13 protein-coding genes are annotated in these 15954 nt (G+C 73.4%); 9 read left to right on the top strand and 4 right to left on the bottom strand.

Annotated features, from left to right (window positions below; translation table 11 throughout):
- Window positions 1-138: 138 nt before the first annotated feature.
- From IF02_RS0105110 to IF02_RS0105095, 4 genes are all read left to right on the top strand, one after another.
- The gene (locus tag IF02_RS0105110) at window positions 139-2055 is read left to right on the top strand and encodes a glycoside hydrolase family 35 protein (RefSeq protein WP_030154032.1); all 1917 of its coding nucleotides are present in this window, start codon (window positions 139-141) and stop codon (window positions 2053-2055) included.
- Window positions 2056-2125: 70 nt separating this feature from the next.
- The gene (galT, locus tag IF02_RS0105105) at window positions 2126-3175 is read left to right on the top strand and encodes a galactose-1-phosphate uridylyltransferase (protein WP_030154031.1); all 1050 of its coding nucleotides are present in this window, start codon (window positions 2126-2128) and stop codon (window positions 3173-3175) included.
- Window positions 3172-4332, top strand: coding sequence for a galactokinase (gene galK / locus IF02_RS0105100; RefSeq protein ID WP_030154030.1), 1161 nt, complete (start codon window positions 3172-3174; stop codon window positions 4330-4332). The genes galT and galK overlap by 4 nt, the downstream gene beginning before the upstream one ends.
- Before the next feature lie 94 nt (window positions 4333-4426).
- On the top strand, window positions 4427-5368 hold the full coding sequence (locus IF02_RS0105095) for an aldo/keto reductase (RefSeq protein WP_030154029.1): 942 nt from the start codon (window positions 4427-4429) through the stop codon (window positions 5366-5368).
- Window positions 5369-5437: 69 nt separating this feature from the next.
- Here IF02_RS0105095 and IF02_RS32175 read toward each other — a convergent pair whose 3' ends face one another.
- The 3 genes from IF02_RS32175 to IF02_RS0105080 form a co-directional block, all read right to left on the bottom strand.
- Entirely contained in the window at window positions 5438-6169 is a 732-nt protein-coding gene (locus tag IF02_RS32175; RefSeq protein ID WP_030154028.1) for a carbonic anhydrase, read from the bottom strand.
- A gap of 129 nt (window positions 6170-6298) precedes the next feature.
- A complete protein-coding gene (locus IF02_RS0105085; protein ID WP_030154027.1) occupies window positions 6299-7165 on the bottom strand; it encodes an ABC transporter permease in 867 nt (288 codons plus the stop codon).
- Window positions 7162-9915, bottom strand: a complete 2754-nt coding sequence (locus IF02_RS0105080) for an alpha/beta fold hydrolase (RefSeq protein WP_030154026.1) — start codon at window positions 9913-9915, stop codon at window positions 7162-7164. The genes IF02_RS0105085 and IF02_RS0105080 overlap by 4 nt, the downstream gene beginning before the upstream one ends.
- Before the next feature lie 152 nt (window positions 9916-10067).
- On the opposite strand from IF02_RS0105080, the gene IF02_RS0105075 reads away from it, so the two are divergent.
- The 5 genes from IF02_RS0105075 to IF02_RS0105055 all read left to right on the top strand — a co-directional run bounded on the left by IF02_RS0105075 (window position 10068) and on the right by IF02_RS0105055 (window position 14101).
- On the top strand, window positions 10068-11594 hold the full coding sequence (locus IF02_RS0105075) for an ATP-dependent DNA ligase (RefSeq protein ID WP_030154025.1): 1527 nt from the start codon (window positions 10068-10070) through the stop codon (window positions 11592-11594).
- Between the two features lie 77 nt (window positions 11595-11671).
- Complete coding sequence (locus IF02_RS0105070; RefSeq protein ID WP_030154024.1) at window positions 11672-12310, top strand: helix-turn-helix domain-containing protein; 639 nt, start codon at window positions 11672-11674, stop codon at window positions 12308-12310.
- A gap of 51 nt (window positions 12311-12361) precedes the next feature.
- Window positions 12362-12484 (top strand): DUF6126 family protein, encoded by a 123-nt coding sequence (locus IF02_RS32170; RefSeq protein ID WP_037835509.1) that lies wholly within the window; start codon window positions 12362-12364, stop codon window positions 12482-12484.
- A gap of 58 nt (window positions 12485-12542) precedes the next feature.
- Window positions 12543-13625 (top strand): dihydrodipicolinate reductase, encoded by a 1083-nt coding sequence (locus IF02_RS0105060; RefSeq protein WP_030154023.1) that lies wholly within the window; start codon window positions 12543-12545, stop codon window positions 13623-13625.
- Complete coding sequence (locus tag IF02_RS0105055) at window positions 13622-14101, top strand: carboxymuconolactone decarboxylase family protein (RefSeq protein ID WP_030154022.1); 480 nt, start codon at window positions 13622-13624, stop codon at window positions 14099-14101. Before IF02_RS0105060 ends, IF02_RS0105055 begins: the two co-directional genes overlap by 4 nt.
- A 154-nt stretch (window positions 14102-14255) precedes the next feature.
- Here the strand turns inward: IF02_RS0105055 and IF02_RS0105050 are convergent, their stop codons facing one another.
- The gene (locus tag IF02_RS0105050; RefSeq protein WP_030154021.1) at window positions 14256-15911 is read right to left on the bottom strand and encodes a GMC oxidoreductase; all 1656 of its coding nucleotides are present in this window, start codon (window positions 15909-15911) and stop codon (window positions 14256-14258) included.
- Between the last annotated feature and the right edge of the window lie 43 nt (window positions 15912-15954).

Below are 15954 nucleotides of genomic sequence, written 5' to 3'. Positions count from 1 at the left end.
CATCGCCATCATAGAGAACCGAACCGATCGATTCGATCGTTTCCGATCAACCGGTCATTGACGGCGCGGACGCCGCGTTCATATATTCGGCGGCGTCCCGCACCTCACGGCATCACGACCTCTCTCGGGAGTCAGCGCATGCTCACGTACGACCAGGACGGATTCCGGCGCGCAGGGCGCCCCCACCGCATCGTCTCGGGGGCCCTGCACTACTTCCGGGTCCATCCGGACCTGTGGGAGGACCGGCTGCGGCGGCTGCGCGCCCTCGGCGCCAACACGGTCGACACGTACGTCCCCTGGAACTTCCACGAGAGCGCCCCGGGCAAGGCCGACTTCACCGGCCCGCGCGACCTCGGCCGCTTCCTGCGCACCGCCCGGGACCTCGGCCTCGACGCCATCGTCCGCCCCGGCCCGTACATCTGCGCCGAATGGGACTTCGGCGGCCTGCCCGCCCGGCTCCTCGCCGTCGACGGCCTTCACCTGCGCTGCTCGGACCCGCGCTTCGAGGCCGAGGTCGACGGCTGGTTCGACCTCGTCGCCCCCGAGCTGCTGCCCCTGCTCGCGAGCCGCGGCGGCCCGGTCGTCGCCGTCCAGATCGAGAACGAGTACGGCTCGTACGGCGACGACACCCGCTACCGCGCCCATGTGGAACGGGCCCTGGTCGAACGCGGCGTGGACTGCCTCCTGTTCACCGCCGACGGGCCCGAGGACGCCATGCTCCAGGGAGGCATGCTCCCCGGCCGGCTCGCCACCGCCACCTTCGGCGCGCGGCCCGCCGAACGCCTCGCCCACCTGCGCCGCTATCAGCGGACCGGCCCGCTCGCCGCGATGGAGTTCTGGATCGGCTGGTTCGACCACTGGGGCGAGGACCACCACGTCCGCGCCGTCGAGGACGCGGCGCGGTCCCTCGACGAACTCCTCGCCACCGGCGCCTCCGTCAACCTCTACATGGCCCACGGCGGCACCAACTTCGGCTTCTGGGCCGGCGCCAACCACACCGGGTCCCGCCCCGGCGACCCCGGCTACCAGCCCACGGTCACCAGCTACGACTACGACGCCCCCATCGGCGAGGCCGGCGAACTCACCCCCAAGTTCCACGCGTTCCGCGAGGTCATCGGCAAGTACGTGCCCCTGCCCGACGGCCCGCTGCCCGAGCCGCCGCCCCGCATCACCCCGGCCCTGGCCGTCCCCGCCGGCACCGCCCCGTTCCTGGACCACCTCGACGTGCTCGGCGGGGAGCCCGTGCTGCGCCCCGCGCCCGAGTCCATGGAGAAGCTGGGCCAGTCCCACGGACTGATCCACTACCGCACCACCGTCACCGGGCCGCGCCCCGCGATGCCCGTCCGGATCGACGGCCTCGGCGACCGCGCGTACGTCTTCGCCGACGGCGAGCCCCTCGGCATCCTCGACCGCAACCGGCCCGACGAGGGGCTCGACCTGGCCGTCGGCGAGGCCGGGGCGGTCCTCGACGTCCTCGTCCGGGCCCAGGGCCGGGTCAACTACGGCCCGCTCCTCGACGACCGCAAGGGCATCTGGCGCGGCGTCCGGCACGGCCACCAGCAGCTGTTCGAGTGGGAGATCCGGCCGCTCCCGCTCACCGACCTCACCGGGCTCGGCTGGTCGTCGGAATCGGGGGAGCCCGGGGAAATCAGGGAGCCCGGGGAAATCAGGGAGCCCGGGGAAAACGGGGAGCCCGGGGAGAACAGGAAGCCCGGGGAAAACAGGAAGCCCGGGGAATCGGAAGAAACCGGGGAAACCGCGGAGGACACGGGCCGCCCGGCCTTCCACCGCTTCACGCACACCCTCCCGGGCGACCCCGCCGACGGATTCGTCGACGTCTCCGGCTGGGGCACCGGCCTCGTCTGGCTGAACGGCTTCCTCCTCGGCCACTACGACACCCCGCGCGGCCCGCAGCGCACCCTCTACGCCCCCGCGCCCCTCTGGCGGACCGGCCGGAACGAGATCGTCCTCCTCGAACTGGAGCGCCCCGGCGCCGATCTGCCGCTGCGCGACCGCCCCGACCTCGGCCGCCCCACCGTCGTCACCCTCGAGTGAACCCGCGTACCCACCGAACCGGCGAACCCCCGCACACGCGCCCGACCTTCCCCTGAGAGAAGCTCTTCCCGTGAAGCGAACGAGCACCCGCCTGGCCGACGGCCGCGAGATCCTGTACTACGACGCCGACGACGGCGCGGCCCGCGCCGTCCCCGACACCCGCCCCCTCGACGCCTCCGCCACCTCCTCCGAGGTACGCCGCGACCCGCTGCTCGGCGACGCCGTCGTCATCGCCTCCCACCGCCAGGGCCGCACCTACCACCCGCCCGCCGACGCCTGCCCGCTCTGCCCCTCCTCCGAGGGGCGCGCGAGCGAGGTCCCGGCCCCCGACTACGACGTGGTCGTCTTCGAGAACCGCTTCCCCTCCCTCGCCGGCGACACCGGCCGCTGCGAGGTCATCTGCTTCACCCCCGACCACCGGACCTCCTTCGCCGAGCTCGACGAGGAACGCGCCGCGCTCGTCCTGGCCGCGTGGACCGACCGCACCGCCGAACTCTCCGCCCGCGCCGGGGTCCGGCAGGTCTACTGCTTCGAGAACCGCGGCGCCGAGATCGGCGTGACCCTCGCGCACCCGCACGGCCAGATCTACGCATTCCCCTTCATCACCCCGCGCACCACGCGCATGCTCGCCACCGTCGCCGCCCACCGCGCCCGCACCGGCGGCAACCTCTTCGAGGAGGTCCTCGCCGCCGAACGCGCCGAACCCGCCGAGGCCACCAGGGTCGTCCTCGAAGGGGAGCACTGGACCGCCTTCGTGCCGTACGCCGCGCGCTGGCCGTACGAGGTCCACCTCTACCCGCACCGCCGCACCCCCGACCTGACCACCCTGGACGACGCGGCCCGCGCCGAGTTCCCCGGCCTCTACCTGGAGCTGCTGCGCCGCTTCGACCGGCTGTTCGGAACGGCCGCGCCCACCCCGTACATCTCGGCCTGGCACCAGGCGCCGGTCTCCGGCGAGGGCCGGGCCGACTTCGCGCTCCACCTGGAGCTCTTCACGGTCCGCCGCACCGCTGACAAGCTCAAGTACCTGGCGGGTACCGAATCCGGGATGGAGGCCTACATGAACGACGTCCGGCCCGAGGACGCGGCCGCGCGGCTGCGGGAGGTGGCGAGCCGATGAGCAGCCGGGCCGCGGACGGATTCCACCGGCTGTACGGGTCCCCGCCCGAGGGGGTCTGGGCGGCGCCTGGCCGGGTCAACCTGATCGGCGAACACACCGACTACAACGACGGCTTCGCCCTGCCCTTCGCCCTCCCGCACCGCACGGAGGTGGCAGCGGCCCGCCGCCCCGACCGGACGCTGCGGCTCCACTCCGCCGACGTCCCGTCGGGCGTCGTCACCCTCCACCTGGACCGCCTCGACCCGGCCCGCCCGCCCGAGGGCGCGGAGAGCTGGGCCGCCTACCCGGCCGGAGCCGCGTGGGCGCTGCTGGACGCGGGCCTGCCCGTCGGCGGCGCGGACCTGCACATCCGCTCCGACGTGCCCACCGGAGCCGGACTCTCCTCCTCCGCCGCCCTGGAGGTGGCCGCCGCCCTGGCGCTCACCGACCTGTACGGGATCCCGCTCACCCGGCCCGAACTGGCCGCGCTCGCCCGCCGCGCCGAAAACGCCTACGTCGGCGTGCCCTGCGGGGTGATGGACCAGATGGCATCCGCCTGCGCCACCGAAGGCCACGCCCTCCACCTCGACACCCGCACCCTCGAACAGCGGCACATCCCCTTCGACTGCGCGGCGGCCGGACTGCGCCTCCTGGTCATCGACACCCGCGTCAAACACGACCTCGGCGACGGGGAGTACGCCCAGCGCCTCGCCTCCTGCCACGGCGCCGCCGCCGCGCTCGGGCTGCCCGCCCTGCGCGACCTCCCGTACGAGGACCTGGACCGGGCCCTGGCCCGCCTCGACGATCCGGTCCGGCGCCGACGGGTCCGGCACGTCGTCACCGAGAACGAGCGGGTCGTACGGGTGGAGGAACTGCTCCGCGCCGGACGGCTGCGCGAGAGCGGCCCGCTGCTGACCGAGGGCCATGCCTCGCTGCGCGACGACTTCGAGGTCTCCTGCCCGGAGCTCGACCTGGCCGTCGCCACCGCCAACGCGGCGGGCGCGTACGGGGCCCGGATGACGGGCGGCGGCTTCGGCGGCTCGGCCCTGGCCCTGATCGACGCGGAGGCCGAGGCGGCCGTGACCCGGGCGGTCACGGAGGCCTTCGCCGCGGCCGGGTTCAAGCCGCCGCGCGTGACGGCGGCGGCCCCGGCCGCCGGGGCCGAACGCACGCTGTGACGCGTCGGCCGACTGATTCAGCCCCGGTGGACGAGGGTCGGGCCATCGGCAAGACTCTCGCCGATCCCTTCTGACGTTCGGAGGAACGAATCGCATGCGCTACATCCCGCTGGGCAGTTCAGGTCTCCAGGTCTCCGCCGTCGGCCTCGGCTGCAACAACTTCGGCGGCCGCCTCGACGCCCGGGCCACCCGCGCCGTCGTCGACGCCGCCCTCGACGCGGGGATCACCCTCCTCGACACCGCCGACATCTACGGCGGGCGCGGCGGCTCCGAGCGCCATCTCGGGCAGGCCCTCAAGGGCCGCCGCGATCAGGTCGTCCTCGCCACCAAGTTCGGCTTCGCGGGCATGTCCATGGAGTACGGGCCCGCCGCCGGATCCCGCGGCGGGCGCGCGTACGTCCGGCGGGCCGTCGAGGAGTCCCTGCGCCGCCTGGACACCGACCACATCGACCTCTACCAGCTCCACAGCCCCGACCCGGCGACCCCCATCGCCGAGACCCTCGCCGCGCTCACCGAGCTCGTCGCCGAGGGCAAGGTCCGCTACATCGGCCACTCCAACTTCAGCGGCTGGCAGCTCGCCGAAGCCGCCCACGTCGCCCGCGAAACCGGTGCGGTGCCCTTCGTATCGGCGCAGAACGAATGGTCGCTGCTCCAGCGGTCCGCGGAGCAGGAGCTCGTTCCGGCGGCCGTGCACTACGGGCTGGGGGTGCTCCCGTACTTCCCCCTCGCCAACGGCCTGCTGACCGGCAAGATCCGCCGGGGCGCCGCAGTCCCGGCCGGCTCCCGGCTGGAGGGCCGCGACGGCTACGTCACCGAGGAGCGGCTCGACACGGTCGAGGCGCTGGCCGCCGTCGCCGACAAGCACGGCCGCAGCATCCTCGAACTCGCCATCGGCTGGCTCTCCGCCCGGCCCGGCTGCTCCTCCGTCATCGCCGGCGCCACCTCCCCCGAGCAGGTGCGGGCCAACGCGGCCGTCGCCGACCGCCCCCTGGAGCCCGAACTGCTGGCGGAGATCGACGCGATCACGGGGGCGTGAGCCGAGCCGTGAGCCGCGCCCTGAGCCGATCCGTGAGCCGCGCCCTGATCCCCGCCGTGAGCCCGGCGCTCAGACGGGCGCACCCGTCAGGACCTCCACCTTTCCCGTGTCCAGCGAGTAGTAGGCACCGACGACGCCCAGGGAGCCCTTCTCCACGAGGGGCCCCAGGTCGGAGTTGGCCCGCAGATCGTCCGCGGTCACCTTGATCTGGTGGTGGGTCATGGTGTCGACGGGGTCGGCGCCGGGGTTCTTCGCCGTCAGCTCGTACGCCGGCGCCATCGCCTTGGCGAGCGCCTCCAGATTGCCGGGCAGCGGCTTGCCCGCCTTCAGCGACTTGTACGCGGCCTCGACGGCCCCGCACCGCTGGTGGCCGAGCACGACGACCAGCGGAGTCCCGCCCGTCATGGGCCCGTACTCGACCGAGCCGGTCACCACCGGGCCGACCGCCTGCCCGCCCGTGCGCAGCACGTACAGGTCGCCGAGCCCGGTGTCGAAGATCAGCTCGGGCGCCACCCGGGAGTCGATGCACGAGAGGACCACCCCGAAGGGGTCCTGTGCCTCGGCGACCAGCTCGCGCCGCTCCGGATCCCGGTCGGGGTGGTCGAGGTTGCCGCTCACCCAGCGCTTGTTGCCCTCCATCAGGCGGGCGAACGCGGCCTGCGGGGTGGCCGGCCGCGGCTGCGGGGCGGCGGTCGCCACCTTCGGGGGAGGGGCGGAGGAGCACCCCGACAGGGCGACGGCGACGGCCGCGAGGCCGCCGGTCAGCACGGCCCTGCGAGCCGGAAGTCCTGCTGTGTGCATCGGTCGTACCCCTCGGTGCCGCGCAGACGCGTCCGTACGTCGTGACGACCGCGATTGTTCAGCGCGCCGGGGGCGACGGGGCGGCAGGCGCACACGCCCGCCGCCCCGATTGGCACAGACGGCCCACGCTCAGGACACGATGTCCTTGCGGGAGAACCCGCGGAAGGCGAGCGCGAACAGCACCAGGGCGTACGACACCGACACCGCGGTCCCCTTGATCATCCCGCCCCACTCCAGCTGCGGCTGCAGCGCGTCCGCCCACGCGAACTGCCAGTGCGCGGGCAGGAACTCCCGCCAGGAGCCGAGCGCCGTCACCGCGTCCAGCACGTTGCCGACGATCGTCAGGCCGACCGCCCCGCCCACCGCGCCCAGCGGCGCGTCCGTCCGCGTCGACAGCCAGAACGCCAGCCCGGCCGTGACCAGCTGCGACACGAAGACGAACGCCACCACCAGCGCGAGGCGCGGCACGCTCTCCCCGGCCGCCAGCGAGCCGCCCGTCGGCAGCTTCAGCGGCCCCCAGCCGTACGCGGCCGTCCCCGCCGCCAGCGCCACCACCGGCAGCAGCACCATCGCCGCCAGGCTGAAGCCCAGCGCCACCACCAGCTTGCTCCACAGCAGCCGGGCCCGCGGCACCGGCGAGGCGAGCAGGTAGCGCAGCGAGGACCAGCTGGCCTCCGAGGCCACCGTGTCCCCGCAGAACAGGGCCACCGGCACCACCAGCAGGAAGCCGGCGGACACGAACAGACAGGTGGCCGCGAAATTCGCGCCCGAGGCCGTGGCCGTGTCGATGAGCGTGATCCGGCCGTCCCCGCCGCCCCGGCCGCCGTCCTGCCCGCCGCCCACCGCGAACGCGATGATCATGACGAACGGCAGCGCGGCCAGCACCCCGCCCATCACCAGCGTCCGGCGCCGGCGCCACTGCCGCAGCGCCTCCACGCGCAGCGGCAGCGTACGGCTCGGCCGGTAGCCGGGGGCCACCTCCGTCACGGCGCTCATGCCGCACCTCCGATCAGCGTGAGGAACGCGTCCTCCAGCCGGCGGTGCGGACCCACTGCGGACACCGGCACCTCCAGCCGTACCAGCTCGGCGATCAGCCCGGATGCCGTCGCGCCTTCCAGCCGTACGAGCAGCCCGTCATCGGCGGCCGTCACCGCACCCACTCCCTCCAGCGCGGCCACCTTCGCCACGGTCCCTTCGTCCACCGGCCCGGCCAGCGCCACCAGCAGCGTGTCCCCGCCACCCGTGATCTCGGCGACCTCGCCCGCCCGCACCAGCCGCCCGCGGTCCATGACCACCAGGTGCGTGCACGACTGTTCGACCTCCGACAGCAGGTGGCTGGAGACGATGACCGTCCGCCCGCCCGCCGCGTAGCGGATCATCACGTCCCGCATCTCCCGGATCTGCGGCGGGTCCAGACCGTTCGTCGGTTCGTCGAGGATCAGCAGGTCCGGCATCCCGAGCATGGCCTGCGCGATCGCCAGGCGCTGCCGCATGCCCTGCGAGTACGTGCGCACCGCGCGCTCCAGCGCGTCGCCGAGCCCGGCGATCTCCAGGGCCTCCGCCATGTGCGCGTCCTCGGCCGGACGCCCGGTGGCCTGCCAGTACAGCTCCAGGTTGGCCCGCCCCGTCAGGTGCGGCAGGAAGCCGGCCCCCTCGACGAACGCCCCGACGCGCGACAGCACCGGCGCCCCCGCCCGTACCGCGTGCCCGAACACCCTGATCTCGCCCGCGTCCGGCGAGATGAGGCCCATCAGCATCCGCAGCGTGGTCGTCTTCCCGGCGCCGTTGGGCCCGAGCAGGCCCAGGACCTGCCCCTGCTCCACCCGGAACGACAGGTCCCGCACCGCGTACCGGTCCTGTGCCCTCGCGTACCGCTTCGTCAGACCCGTGATTTCCAGCGGTACGCCGGCCAGCGCCGGGTCGGGCTGCGCTACCGAAGCCCGCACCCCCGCACTCTCCCGACCGGTCCTCCGGATCCCCAGCAGCGCCGCGGCCAGCAGCGCCGCAGCCAGCGGCAGCCCCCAGGTCCACGCGGGCAGAGCCGCCGAGGCCGTCCGCACCCCGTCGGCCACCGGCACGGCCAGGGCGCCCCGCACCGCGACCGTGTACGTGGCCGGCGCGGCCGGAGACGCGTAGCCGAGGTCGGTGGCGGCGACCACGAGCCGCAACCGGTGCCCGGCCTCCACGGCGTGGTCGACGGCGGGCAGCCGCAGCTCCACCGTCGCGCCCTGCTGCGCGTTCTCCACCCGCACCGGGGCGACCAGCTGACTCGGCAGCACCTGCTGGCGCCCGTCGGGCCCGACGTCGTACACCTTGCCGAACAGGACGGCCGAACCGTCCGCAGCCGTCGACCTCACGTTCAGGGTGACGGCCGGGGTCCCGGTGACCCGTACCTCCTCGGTCAGCGGCTCCGACTCGAACCGGGCGTTCTGCCCGGGGAAGTCCAGCGCCAGCCCGGCCCCGACGGCGGCGAGCTGCCCGCCGATCCCGGGCAGGGAGGACAGCGCGGGCGGCGCGCCGCCCGCCGGATTGGCGAAGCTCTGCTCCCGCCCGCTCAGGGCGAACTCCCGGGGAGCGGAGGTCAGCCCCGGATAGCGCTCGCCGCTCGCGCCGCGCAGCTGGACCGCCCCGTCGGTGGAATCGATGCCTCCGGAGCGCGAGACGCGGAAGGCCGGACCGGTGTCGACACCCTGCTCGTCCTTGAGGTAGCGGTCGAACCAGGCGGCCACCCGGTCCTCGACCCGGCCCGACTCGCGCACGCCGCCGTCGTGCCCGCCGGCCGCCCAGTCCACCGAGACGGGTGCGCCGTTCGCCGCGATCGCCTTCGCCATCGCGTCGGCCTGGTCCAGCGGGAAGAGGGAGTCTTCCTGGCCCTGCACGATCAGGGTCGGCACCTTGATCCGGTCCCCGACCGCCGACGGACTGCGCTGCTCCAGCAGGGCGCGGGCCTCGGCATCGGGCTTCCCGGCCACGGCGATGCGCTCGTACATGGCGCACAGCTCGGGCTGGAACCGCCCGCAGGCGGTGGCGGCGCCGGAGGGGGCGGGGGCGGAGGGGGCGGGGGCGGCCGCCGCACCGGGGCCGCCCGTCGCCGGCGCCCCGGGCTGCAGCCCGTCGGCCGAACCGGTGGTGAAGAACAACCCCGCCCACAGCTTCTTGAACACGCCCTGCGGGAAGAGGGAGTCCGCGAGGTTCCAGTACGTGATCTGCGGGGCGATCGCGTCGACCCGCCGGTCGTATCCGGCGGCGAGCAGCGAGATCGCCCCGCCGTACGAGGCGCCCGCGACGCCGACGCGCGGATCGCCGTCCCCGTCGAGCCGCACCTCGGGCTGGAGCGCGAGCCAGTCGACGAGCCGGGACACGTCCTTGACCTCGTGCTCGGGATCGTTCAGCCCGATCTGCCCGCCGGAGCGGCCGAAGCCGCGCGCCGACCAGGTCAGGACGGCGTACCCGTCCCGGGCCAGCCGCTCGGCCTGCGCGCGGACGTCGTCCTTGCTGCCGCCGAACCCGTGCCCGAGCAGTACGGCGGGCCGCTTCTGCCCGCCGCCGGCCGTGAAGTACGAGGTGTCGACGGCCGCGCCGGGCATCTCCACCATGCGGTCCTGGCGGTGCACGGCGGGCGCCCCGCCGGACGCGGCGGCGGTCCACGTACCGGCCCCCGCGACGACGGCGAGCGCGGCGGCCCCCGCGAGCAGGCGGGTGCGGCGGCGCCGTGGCATCCGGAGCTTCGGCAGTCGGAGCTTCATACGGGAACCCTAGACGCCGGGCCACGGCGCCCTGAGCACCCCCAGGTGGAACCGCCCACCTCCTCAAGGAGTACCCGGGCGGCCCGGCATACCGCACCCGCGGTACCCGGAACCGACCTGCGGCCCGCGCCGAGCGGCGGGAGGATGACGGCATGCTGCTCGCCGAGGTCGCGCGCGTGTCCCGGGAGGTCGCCGAGACCTCCGCCCGCTCCCGCAAGACCGCCCTGCTCGCGGAGCTGTTCGCCGCCGCGCCGCCCGAGGAGGCCGGCCTGGTCATCTCGTACCTCTCCGGGCGCCTCCCGCAGGGCCGGCCGGGCATCGGCTGGCGGGCGCTCGCCCCGGAGGTCGAGCCCGCCGCCGCGCCCACCCTGACCGTCAGCGCCGTCGACGCGGCGGTGACCGAGCTCGCCGCCGCCCGGGGAACGGGCGTGCAGGCCGAGCGGCGCCGGATCCTCGACGCCCTGCTCGGCGCGGCCACCGGGCCCGAGCAGCGGTTCCTGCGCAGCCTGCTCTCCGGCGAGGTCCGCCAGGGCGCCCTCGACGCGGTCGCCCTGGAAGGGGTCGCCGCGGCCGCCGGGGTGCCCGCCGCCGAACTGCGCCGCGCCGCGATGCTCGACGGCTCGCTGCCCCGGGTGGCCGCGGCGGTACTGGCCGACGGCGCGGCGGCCCTGCGCGGGGTCACCCTGCGCGTCGGCCGGCCCGTACAGCCGATGCTGGCGAACACCGCCACGTCGGTGGCCGGGGCCCTGGCCGCGCTCGGGCCCTGCGCGGTCGAGGAAAAGCTCGACGGGATCCGGGTGCAGGTGCACCGGGACGGGGACGACGTACGGGTGTACACGCGCTCCCTGGACGACATCACCGGCCGGCTGCCGGAGGTGGCGCAGCTGGCGCGGGCGCTGCCGGGGGAGCGGTTCATCCTCGACGGCGAGGTGATCGGCCAGGCCCCGGACGGCCGCCCGGTGCCGTTCCAGGAGGTCGCGAGCCGGGTCGGATCGCGGGTCGACGTCGAGGCCGCCCGGCGGACGCTGCCCGTCGTCCCGTACTTCTTCGACGTCCTGGCGGCGGGGGACGAGGTGCTCCTCGACCTCCCGGTGCGCGAGCGGTACGCGGCGCTCGCCGCCCTGGTGCCGGAGGAGTCCCGGGTCCGCCGGCTCGTCGTCGAGGACGCGCAGGAGCAGGTGGCGGCCGCCGAGGAGTTCTGGACCGAGACCCTGCGCCGCGGCCACGAGGGGGTCATGGTCAAGGCCCTCGACTCCACGTACGCGGCCGGGCGGCGCGGCAAACACTGGCTCAAGGTGAAACCGGTGCACACCCTCGACCTGGTGGTGCTCGCCGTCGAACGGGGCCACGGCCGGCGCACCGGGCTGCTGTCGAACCTGCACCTCGGGGCGCGGGCCGCCGACGGCTCGTTCGCCATGCTCGGCAAGACCTTCAAGGGGCTCACCGACGAGATGCTGCGCTGGCAGACGGACCGGCTGCGGGAGCTGGCGGTGGAGGACGACGGCTACACCGTGCGGGTGCGGCCCGAGCTGGTGGTGGAGATCGCGTACGACGGCCTCCAGCGCTCCCCGCGCTACCCGGCCGGAGTCGCGCTGCGCTTCGCACGGGTGCTGCGGCACCGCCCGGACAAGAGCGCGGACGAGGCGGACACGGTCGAGACGGTGCTCGGCGGAGGATGAGGCGCGGGGGCCGACCGGGTTTTGCCTCGGAGGCAAGGGAAATTGCCAGGGAGGCAGGATTCTGGCTCAATCGGGGTATGACATCCGGTCCTGCCCCCGGCCCCGGCCCCGGCCCCGAAGAGCTTCCCTCCGTGGCACCGCAGCTGCGTGACCTGCGACGCCGAGCCGGGCTCACCCTGGAGGCCGCCGCCGCGCGGGCCAGGCTCTCGCCCGCGCACCTGTCCCGGCTGGAGACCGGGCGGCGCCAGCCCTCGCTGCCGCTGCTGCTCGGACTCGCCCGCACCTACGGTACGACGGTCTCGGAACTGCTCGGCGAGACCCCCGCCGTCGCCGATCCCATCGTACGGGCGGGCGGTCCGGGTGCCCGCGAGGCCGACGGGTGGACGTACTGGCAGGCCGGCGGCTCCGGCCGCGGGATGCAGGCGCTGCGCGTGCACGTCCCCCACGGGCGCAGCCAGGGTGACCTGGTCCGCGTACATCCCGGCGAGGAGTGGCTGTACGTCCTGGGCGGGCGGCTGCGGCTGCACCTGGCCGAGGCCGAGTACCTGCTGGAGCCCGGGGACAGCGCGCACTTCGACTCCCTCACCCCGCACCGGATCGGCGCGGCCACCCAGGGCGGAGCAGACCTGCTGTTCGTCCACACCCTGCTGCAGAGCAGCCTCGCCGGTCTGTGCCTCGGCGGCGGTGCCTCCGGCGCGCCCGCACAGCACCGTTGACCCCTCCAACCCCTCCAACCCTCCAACTCGTCCCAGCCCAGGAGTCCCACCATGAAGCTCCAGTCCAAGTTCCCGCGCGGTCTGGTGATTCGGCTGGTCGCCTACTTGTTCGTCGGCCACCTCTTCGCCTTCTTCGTCTACCTCCTCTTCGTCCTGGGCGGCCAGAACCAGTAACCGAAGGCCGGGGTCCGCGACTCTGGAAACGTGCAGGTCCTGTCGCTACCCTCCGCGCATGATTTCCACGGTTGTCTGGGGTACCGGCAACGTCGGCCGTTTGGCCATCCGTGCCGTAGAGGCCCATCCGGCGCTGAAACTGGCCGCCGTCATCGTCCACCATCCCGACAAAATCGGCCGCGACGCGGGCCGGCTCGGTGAACTCGACCACGACACCGGGGTCCTGGCCACCGACGACATCGAAGCGGTCCTCGCCGCCCGGCCGCAGGCCGTCGTCTACGCGGCCTCCGGCGACACCCGCCCCGACGACGCGCTGGCCGACATCACCCGGGCCGTCCGGTCCGGCGCGGTCGTCGTCAGCCCCGCCCTCTACCCGCTCTACGACCACCGCAACGCCCCGCCCGAGTTCCGCGATCCGGTGGCCGCCGCCGTCGCGGAGGGCGGCGGCTCGCTGTTCGCCTCCGGCGTCGACCCCGGCTGGGGCAACGACGTACTCCCGCTCCTGCTCAGCGGACTCGGCAGCACCATCGACGCCATCCGCTGCCAGGAGATATTCGACTACTCCACCTACGACCAGCCCGGCTCGGTCCGCTACCTCGTCGGCATGGGCCAGCCCATGGACTTCGAGCCGATGATGCTCATGCCGTCCGTCCCCACCATGGTGTGGGGCGGCCAGATCCGCATGATGGCCCGGGCCCTGGGCGTCGAACTCGACGAGATCCGCGAGACCGTGGACCGCCGCGCCCTCGACACCACCGTCACCACCCGCACCATGGGCGAGTTCGCGGCCGGCACCCAGGGCGCCATCCGCTTCGAGGTGCAGGGCATCGTCGAGGGCGAACCCCGCCTCGTCATCGAGCACGTCACCCGCATCCACGCCTCCTGCGCCCCCGACTGGCCGTCGCCGCCCGACGGCGGCGACGGCGCCCACCGCGTGATCATCGAGGGCCGCCCGCACATCGAGGTCACCGTCGAGGCCACCGACGAGGGCGAGAACCGCTCGGCGGGCGGCAACGCCACCGCCGTCGGCCGCCTGGTCGGCGCCATCGACTGGCTGGTGGAGGCCGAACCGGGCCTCTACGACGCCCTCGACGTCCCCCTGCGCCCCGCCATCGGCAAGCTCGGAAGGAAACAGCCATGAGGATCGACATACCCGAAGGCCAGCACCCGATCGAGTACGTGTGGGGCGACATGGTCCCCGGGATCGGGATGGCCGCCGCGAACTTCTCCCTGTCGGTGTACGCCCACACCACCCTGGGCCTGCGCGAGTTCGAGGCCGCGCGGCTGCGCGTGGCGCAGATCAACGGATGCGTGTTCTGCCTCGACTGGCGGACCGAGCGGGACGGGGAGAAGGTCGAGGAGGAGTTCTCGGACGCCGTGACCGACTGGCGCACCACGGACCGCTTCGACGAACGGACCCGGCTGGCGGCGGAGTACGCGGAGCGCTACACGCTCGACCACCACAACCTCGACGAGGAGTTCTGGGAGCGGATGACCGCGCGCTACAGCCAGCTGGAGATCGTGGAGCTGACGATGAGCATCGGGTCCTGGCTGGCCTTCGGCCGGCTCAACCACGTGCTCGGCCTCGACAGCGTGTGCGTGCTGCCGGGGCACTGAGGCCGGTCGGGGCGACGGGTCCGGGGCCGGTCGGTGTGTCCGACGGCCCCGGTTCTGCTCTGTGTGCGGCTCTGCGGCTCCACGGGTGCACGGCTCCACGGGTGCACGGGTGCACGGGTGCACGGCTCCACGGACGCACGGCTCCACGGACCGCCTACAGATCGGTGGCGATGATCTTCTCGATGTTGCGCTCGGCGAGCGCCGTGATGGTGACGAACGGGTTGACGCTGGTGTTGCCGGGGATCAGCGCGCCGTCGATCACGTACAGGCCGGTGTAGCCGTGCAGGCGGCCGTAGTTGTCGGTGGCCTTGTTCAGGACCGCGCCGCCGAGCGGGTGGTAGGTGAGGTGGTCGCCCCAGATCTTGTTGGTGCCGAACAGGTCCGTCCGGTAGATCGTCCCCTCCTTGGAATTGATCTTGTCGAAGATGCTCTTGGCCATGTCGATGGACGGCTGCTTCCACGCCGTCTGCCAGTTCAGCTCGACGTTGCCCGAGGCCGCGTTGTACGTGAACTCGGCGCGGTTCGGGTTCTTGGTGATCGACAGGTAGAACGAGGCGTACGTCTCGATCCCCGTCGGCAGCGGTGCCACCTCGGCGAACGCCCCGCCCGCGTCCCAGTTGTCGATGCCGCCGCAGGGGATGGAGGCCTGCACCTTGCCGGTGGGGTCCCACAGGTGGTTGGCCCGGCCGCACATGACGTTGCCGTTGTCGCCCCAGCCCTTGCCGATCTCGCCGTTCAGGGCGGGCAGCGCCCCGGTGGCCTTGAGCCTCACGAGCAGCTTGCTGGTGCCGACGCTGCCGGCCGCGAAGAACACCTTGTCGGCGACCACGGTCTTGGTGGCGGTGGTGGCGCCGGTGGTGTTGATCTGGTCGATGACGACGGTGTAGCCGCCGCCCGGCGCGGGGGAGACGGAAGTGACCTTGTGCAGGGCGGAGATGGTGACCTTGCCGGTGGCCCTGGCCTGCGCGAGATAGGTCTTCTGCAGCGACTTCTTGCCGTAGTTGTTGCCGTAGAGGATCTCCCCGGCGACCGCGGACTTGGGGGCGGTCCCGGCCGCCTCCTGCTTCATGTAGTCCCAGTCGTACACGTCCGGGACGAAGACGAACGGGAATCCGGAGCGCTGGGCGTGCTTGCGGCCGACTCGGGCGAACTGGTAGCAGTCGACGGTGTCGAACCAGGCCGGGTCGACCAGGCCGACCCCGAGTCCGGCGTTGGCCCGCGGGTAGTAGGTGCCGTACATCTCCTCCGCGTCAACCGACGGGAGGATGGCGCCGAAGTTCGCGCGCTTCGGGGTGACCGCCATACCGCCGTTGACCAGGGAGCCGCCGCCGACGCCGCGGCCCTGGTAGACGATGATGCCGCCCATCTCCTCGGCGTCCAGGATCCCGGTGTAGCGGGGGATGTCCTTGTCGATCGGGAAGCCGAGGAAGTTGCTCAGGGGCTGCTTGGTCCTGGTCCGCAGCCAGTAGGAGCGCTGGTCGGGCGTGGTCGTGTTGCAGAAGATCTTGCCGTCCGGGCCCGGGGTGTCCCAGGCCATGCCCATCTCGATCATGTGGACGTCGACGCCGGCCTGGGCGAGCCGCAATGCGGCCACCGAGCCCCCGTAGCCGGTGCCGATCACCAGGGCCGGGACGTGCGCGCCGTTGTCGATGGGGCCGGCGGCCGCTTCCGCCGAGGCGGTGGTCTGCGCGTGGGCCGGGGTGATCTGACCGGCGAGGGCCGCTGCCCCGAGAATAGAACTTGTTCTCGCGATGAATCCACGACGGGAGATTCCCTTGGAGCCGGATTTGTGCAGGCCTTTGTCACTCATGTGACGTTCCTCACTCTCGGCGGAATGGGAACGAGTTCTACTG

Source organism: Streptomyces sp. NRRL S-244, from assembly GCF_000717915.1.
In the GTDB taxonomy this organism is placed as follows: domain Bacteria; phylum Actinomycetota; class Actinomycetes; order Streptomycetales; family Streptomycetaceae; genus Streptomyces.
The sequence above is the reverse complement of the archived record's forward strand: the minus strand, read 5'-3'. Positions and strand labels throughout refer to the sequence as shown.